Consider the following 6,009-nt stretch of genomic DNA (forward strand, 5'->3'; position numbering starts at 1 on the left):
AATGAAAGAAGTTAATAATATTTTAATAGTGGGGTTAGGTGGGCAAGGAGTACTTCTTGCATCAGATGTAATATCTATGGCAGCTTTTAAATCAGGATATGATATTAAAAAAAGCGAAGTTCATGGCATGTCCCAGAGAGGTGGTAGTGTGACAACTCATGTCAGATTTGGTTCAAAAATTTATTCTCCTTTAATCAAAAGGGGTAAGGCTGATTTTATTTTAACTTTAAAAAATAGTGAAATATATAGAGTAAAAGATTTTCTGTCTAAAGATGGAAAAATAATAAGTATACCAGAAGGACTTTTAGATAAATTAGAAAATAAAAAAACACTAAATATTGCCATGATTGGAATTTTATCTAAATATTTAAACATCTCTTCTAAAATATGGGAAAAGGTCATAAAGGAAACGGTACCTTCAAAATTTCAACAATTAAACCTTAAAGCATTTGAAATAGGAAGAGAAGCAAAATTTTAAAGAGAAGTTTATAATTAGACAAGAATAATTTTAGAAATAGAGTTTAATTTTTATGAAAAACAGAATTTTGATAAGTATGACAGAAAATGTTATATTGCAAGACCCGACCCCTATTTTAGAGAGATAAAGTTGTAAGGAGAATTTTTTATTGGATAAGTTAAGGATTTTTCAGAAAAAGTTTAATGAGATTTTATCTAAAGCCAATTCACAAGGTAGAACTAAATTATTGGAAAATGAAGCTTATGAGCTTTTGGATATTTGGGGAATAAAAACACCAAAATTTATAGTTATATCAAATCATATTGATTTAGAAAAAGATTTAGAAATATCTAAAGAGAATTTAGAAGTAGTTAAAAAAGCATTTGGTAAAAAATTGGTTTTAAAAATTCTATCTCCAGACATTGCTCATAAGACAGAAGTTGGTGGAATAAAAATAATTGATAATGATAGTTTTGAGATTAAAAAGAATTATAAGAATATGTTAGAAGAAGTCAGAAGCAAAGTACCAGATGTAAATATTTTTGGGGTTATGATATCTAATTTTATAAAACCAAAGTTTGAACTCATAGTAAGCATATTAAATGACCCACAATTTGGACCAGTATTTAGCGTGGGGTTAGGCGGGATATATACTGAGCTTTTTAAAGATATAGTAATGGGTGTTGCACCTGTCACCTTTGAAAAGTTAAAAAACTTAATTAAAAAATTAAAGTGTCATCCTATTTTATATGGTTACAGAGGTAGTAAGATAGTAAATGAGGAAAAATTATTATCTACACTAATGGCTATAAATCAATTATCAATTTTCTCTCTTGATTTTAATGGGAAGAGATCCAACGATAAAAAAGTTTCAGATAATAGTAATGAAAAAAATTTAATTTCTGATATTGAAAGATTTTCAGACAATACAAATTTTTCAGATTATATTATTGATGAGTTTGAAATGAATCCATTAGCTATTACTGAAAAAGGAGAGTTAGTTGCTATTGACTGTATATGTCGTTTTCATAAAAAAACTATTGATGATATAAAGCCATTTGAAAGCCCAAATTTAACTAACATTGAAAAATTCTTTAAGCCGGAAACAATCGCTGTAATAGGAGCATCGGAAATAGAGAATAGACCGGGCACAATTATCTATAAAAGTTTAAAAATAGCCAGTAATAGTTTAAAAGAATCAAGTTTTAAAAAAGTTTTTCCTGTTAATGTAAAAAGAGAATATATATTTAGTAATAAATGCTATAAATCTATTAAAGAGATTGAAGAACATATTGATTTAGCAATATTAGTTGTACCAGCAAAATATAGTTATGAAATAATTAAAGATGCAGTTAAATCAAATGTCTCAGCAATTATTATTATAAGTGGAGGATTTAGAGAATCTGGTAAGTTAGGAATCGAACTGGAAGATAAAATAAAATTGGAAATAAAGGATACTAAAACGAGAGTACTTGGCCCAAATTGCTTAGGTATTTATTTTGTCCCTAATAATTTATCATCATTTTTCCTGCCTTCTGAAAAAATGAACATTCCTAAAAGAGAGAAAAACGAACTTTCTATATTGAGTCAAAGTGGAGCAATAAGTGTGAACCTAATGCATCTTCTTCCAAATGTTGGTGTAAGATCCATTGTTTCCTTTGGAAATATGGCTGATGTAGATGTGACTGATTTAATCGCTTACTTTAATAAGGATAAGGGTACGAAAGTTATTGCTCTATATATTGAAGGATTTAAAAATGGAAGAAAATTTTATGAGGTTGCAAAAAATCTTAAAAAACCATTAATTGTTTTAAAAGGCGGAAAAGTTGAAGAAGTTAAAGAAGCTACTATCTCTCATGTAGGTGCAATGGCAGGAAATTATGATATTGTAAAAACGGTTTTTGGAGATGCAAATGTGATAAATGCAGAAGATATTCAACAATTTTTTGAATATTGTAAGATATTTACTCTTCTCGATGAGAAAAGAGTAGAAGGAAACAAAATTGCTGTTCTTTCTAACTCTGGAGGTCTTGGTATATTGGGAGCTGATGGAATTAAAAACAGCAGACTTTCTTTAACAAAATATAGTGAAAATACTATATCTAAAATTAAAAATATAGTAAGAGGATTTTTAACAGTTTCAAATCCAACAGATATTGGAACAGATGCTACTGATATGGATTATATTGAAGTAGCAAAATATATATGTGATGATAGAGAGGTCTCTGCCTTAGTTCTGCTTCCGGGATTTGAACCTCCACCTATAGAAATTCCAAGATTAATTAAAAATATAGGAAAGATTTGTAAGCAGATAGAGAAGCCAATTGTCGTAGCATTTACTCAAACTGAAGATAGGATAAAATTTGCAAATCAACTCGAAAGCAAAAATGTTCCTGTATTTCACTCGCCAGAAAGAGCAGTTAAAGCCCTAGCAAAATATATTAATTACTATTACCAGACTGGATATTTTCCCTTGGAAAGTTCATCAGTGAATTTATAGATATTTTTAAGCTCTTCTTCAATAACAGATTCTATATTTGTTTTAATATTTTTTATATCAACTCCTGGTTTCAGTACTAATTGAGCTGATGCAATAAGAGGTTTATCAATAGGTTTACCAATTTGACTGCAAAGCCAAATATACACTTCATGTATACCAGGTATTTCTTTGTAAACTTTATCAGCTATTTCATGACTTAAAACATTATATATTTTTCCCACATGGCTGATAGGATTTTTACCAGCAGCTGCCTCTGTACTCATGGGTCTATTAAGTGCTATTACACCATTTACTCTGTTTCCTCGACCTACCTGACCACAATCAGCACCTTCAGCTGAGGTACCTACAACCGTTAAATACATACCTTCTTCACCACGTTTAGGGTCATCGAGAGTGTTAATATCGATATTAACTTTATTAAAATTCAGGTTATTTTTACTTATAAAATCTGAAATAGCTAATCGAATTTCTTTTTTGCGGGTAAAATATTTTTTCTCGTTATCTATAAATCTATCAACAAACGCCATGGCTATTGTAAGGGTTAAATTTCTTTTCTGTCTATAAGCCATAACTTTAATATCCTCTCCACACTCAGGAAATTTTTCCTTAAATTTTTTTGAATTAAGATGCTTTTCTATATTAATTACTATTTTTTCAGTTTCAGTAAAAGGAGCATAACCAACTGAAGCTGAAGTATCATTTGCTCCAATAACTTCTCTATCAAAAATATCCATTAGTTCTGGGGATCCTGGTTTTATCTCATTTTGATAAATAACATGTTCTAAAGGATCAACAAATCGTAATTTCTCTCTAAACCAACTTTTAGCAGTCTCTATTGCTATCTCTCCAACAGGAATCTTCTTATCTTTATATTCATAAACAGCTCTATCCCCAAATACTAATCGCATAGGCTCATCAATAGTTCCACCACCAATTTTAGGACTTGACTTACCTGCCACTAATAACGCCTTATCAATGTTATGATGAGCTATTTTTCCAAAAACATTCTTATATTCTTTACACAAGGCAACAGAAACCTTCTCCATAATGGCATCACAAATTGAATCAGGATGCCCTTTTCCTTTTCGCTCTACTAACTCTACCTGTTGTTTCTCAACAGGACTGCTTTTCAATTCTTCAATTGAGATGTTTCTCATATGCTTCTCCCTTAAATTAAAACTAAGTAATAAAAATTTAATTTTGAAATGATATAATATTATGCATTATATTGCAAACATTGTGTTAATCTCAAATTTTCAGTAAAATTTGAAAAATACATAATATTTAAGAGTTTACCTATAAATTTTAATGAAAGGGAAAAAATTTGAAATATGCGATAATTTCAGATATTCATTCCAATTTGGAAGCTTTCCAGGTAGTGATTGATAGGATACATCAGGAAAAAGTAGATAAAATAATCTGTTTAGGAGATTTGGTTGGTTATAATGCAAATCCGAATGAGTGCGTTGAATTGGCTAAGGATGAAAATATTCAATGTATTTTGGGAAATCACGATGCAGCTGTTATTGGGAAGGCAGATATAAATTTTTTTAACATCATTGCAAAACAAGCTATTCTCTGGACAAAAAAGAAGATTTCCCCTAAAAACTTCATATTTTTAGAGAGTCTCAGTGAGAATTGTTCTATTGATTCAGATTTTTTTATTGTTCATGGTTCTCCGGTAAATAGGGATGAATATATATTTACACTGCAAGAAGCAAGACATCATTTTGAATATCTTTTAAAAAATTCCATAAATCTATGTTTTTTTGGACATACACATAGAAGAGCTATATATCATCATACTATAAAGGGTAACTTCAAGGACCATACTGGAAAAGAGTCATTAAAACTTAGAAAAATGGACTATTATATGATAAATCCTGGCGGAGTGGGTCAACCAAGAGATTACGATTCAAGGTCGTCATTTCTATTTTACGATTCAGATAAAAATAAAATAGAAATGATAAGGCTGGAATATGATATAGAAAAATGCGCGCAGAAGGTTTTAGATGCAGGTTTAGACACAAAGTTAGCTCAGCGTCTATTTTTTGGCATGTAATTTACTTATTAAGTTTATTCTTTGCCAATTTTTATTTCTTTTAAGCTTTTAATATATCTTTTTGCAAGATCAACATAAGTATCTTTAAAATATTCATATTCTTTTTTGTAATCCTCTTTTATCTCACCAATTATTTTTGCTGGAACACCAACACATATTTTACCATCAGGAATCTTTTGATTTTGCTTTACTACTGTTCCTTCTCCTACAACTGCCCATTCTCCTACAAATGCCCAATCACTGATGATTGCTCCCATTCCTATCACTGCATTATCTTTTATAGTACATCCATGTAATGTAGAGGCATGACCTACATTCACTCTATTTCCAATTTTACATATCTCATTTGGTCTGGCATGGACAACACAGTTCTCCTGAACACTTGTTTCATTTCCAATTACAACTTTACCATAATCACCTTTTATTCTTGCTCCAGGACCAATAAAGCAACCATCACCTATAGTAACATCTCCAATTATGGAAGCTGACTTACTGATATAAGTATTTATTCCGATCTTCGGTATTTTTCCCTCAAATTCATAAACCGACATTATTCTTCCTCCTAATATATTGTTCAATTAATATTTATTAATAATTTTTTTCTCAGTTTCCCATATTTGATAAGCTTATTATACCTATTACCTTTTTAACTTAATTTCTAATTATAATGAAAAATTACTTTCTTTAGTTAATTTAATATATGATTCTTTATCTCCCTCTTTTGATAATAAGTATAAAAATGTCTCAAGTTTTGAAACTTTAAGAATTAATTTTTCAAAAAAAATATTTTATGATTACTATTAGATTTTACATACTTTTTAAATTAGATTCTCTTTGCTATAATAATTAGTCCTTATTTAAAAATTTGTAAGTGGGAGTATGAATATAATTGTGTCTAGCATAGAATAGTTCTTTATGAAAAATTTATGTTTTTAAGCTTTTTAAAAATTTTCAATATTATTTTAAAAATCAAATATAAAAAAATAAAAT

5 protein-coding genes are annotated in these 6,009 nt (G+C 29.1%); 3 read left to right on the forward strand and 2 right to left on the reverse strand.

Translation table 11 applies throughout. The features are described 5' to 3' along the window. The first annotated feature begins 1 nt into the window (after window position 1). Window positions 2–478: an indolepyruvate oxidoreductase subunit beta gene (locus KKC53_03655; GenBank protein MBU2598261.1), complete on the forward strand. Its 477-nt coding sequence runs from the start codon at window positions 2–4 to the stop codon at window positions 476–478. A 148-nt stretch (window positions 479–626) separates the two neighbouring features. Further along, complete coding sequence (locus tag KKC53_03660) at window positions 627–2,957, forward strand: acetate--CoA ligase family protein (protein MBU2598262.1); 2,331 nt, start codon at window positions 627–629, stop codon at window positions 2,955–2,957. On the opposite strand, the gene KKC53_03665 is transcribed toward KKC53_03660, so the two are convergent. Then, window positions 2,909–4,114, reverse strand: a complete 1,206-nt coding sequence (locus KKC53_03665) for a methionine adenosyltransferase (GenBank protein MBU2598263.1) — start codon at window positions 4,112–4,114, stop codon at window positions 2,909–2,911. The genes KKC53_03660 and KKC53_03665 overlap by 49 nt on opposite strands. A 167-nt stretch (window positions 4,115–4,281) precedes the next feature. Here KKC53_03665 and KKC53_03670 point away from each other — a divergent pair, with 167 nt between their 5' ends. Next, window positions 4,282–5,019: a metallophosphatase family protein gene (locus tag KKC53_03670; GenBank protein MBU2598264.1), complete on the forward strand. Its 738-nt coding sequence runs from the start codon at window positions 4,282–4,284 to the stop codon at window positions 5,017–5,019. Between the two features lie 14 nt (window positions 5,020–5,033). Here KKC53_03670 and KKC53_03675 read toward each other — a convergent pair whose 3' ends face one another. Continuing rightward, window positions 5,034–5,570, reverse strand: coding sequence for a gamma carbonic anhydrase family protein (locus KKC53_03675; protein MBU2598265.1), 537 nt, complete (start codon window positions 5,568–5,570; stop codon window positions 5,034–5,036). Between the last annotated feature and the right edge of the window lie 439 nt (window positions 5,571–6,009).

The sequence above is a fragment of the Actinomycetota bacterium genome (assembly GCA_018830725.1).
In the GTDB taxonomy this organism is placed as follows: Bacteria; Actinomycetota; Humimicrobiia; order JAHJRV01; family JAHJRV01; genus JAHJRV01.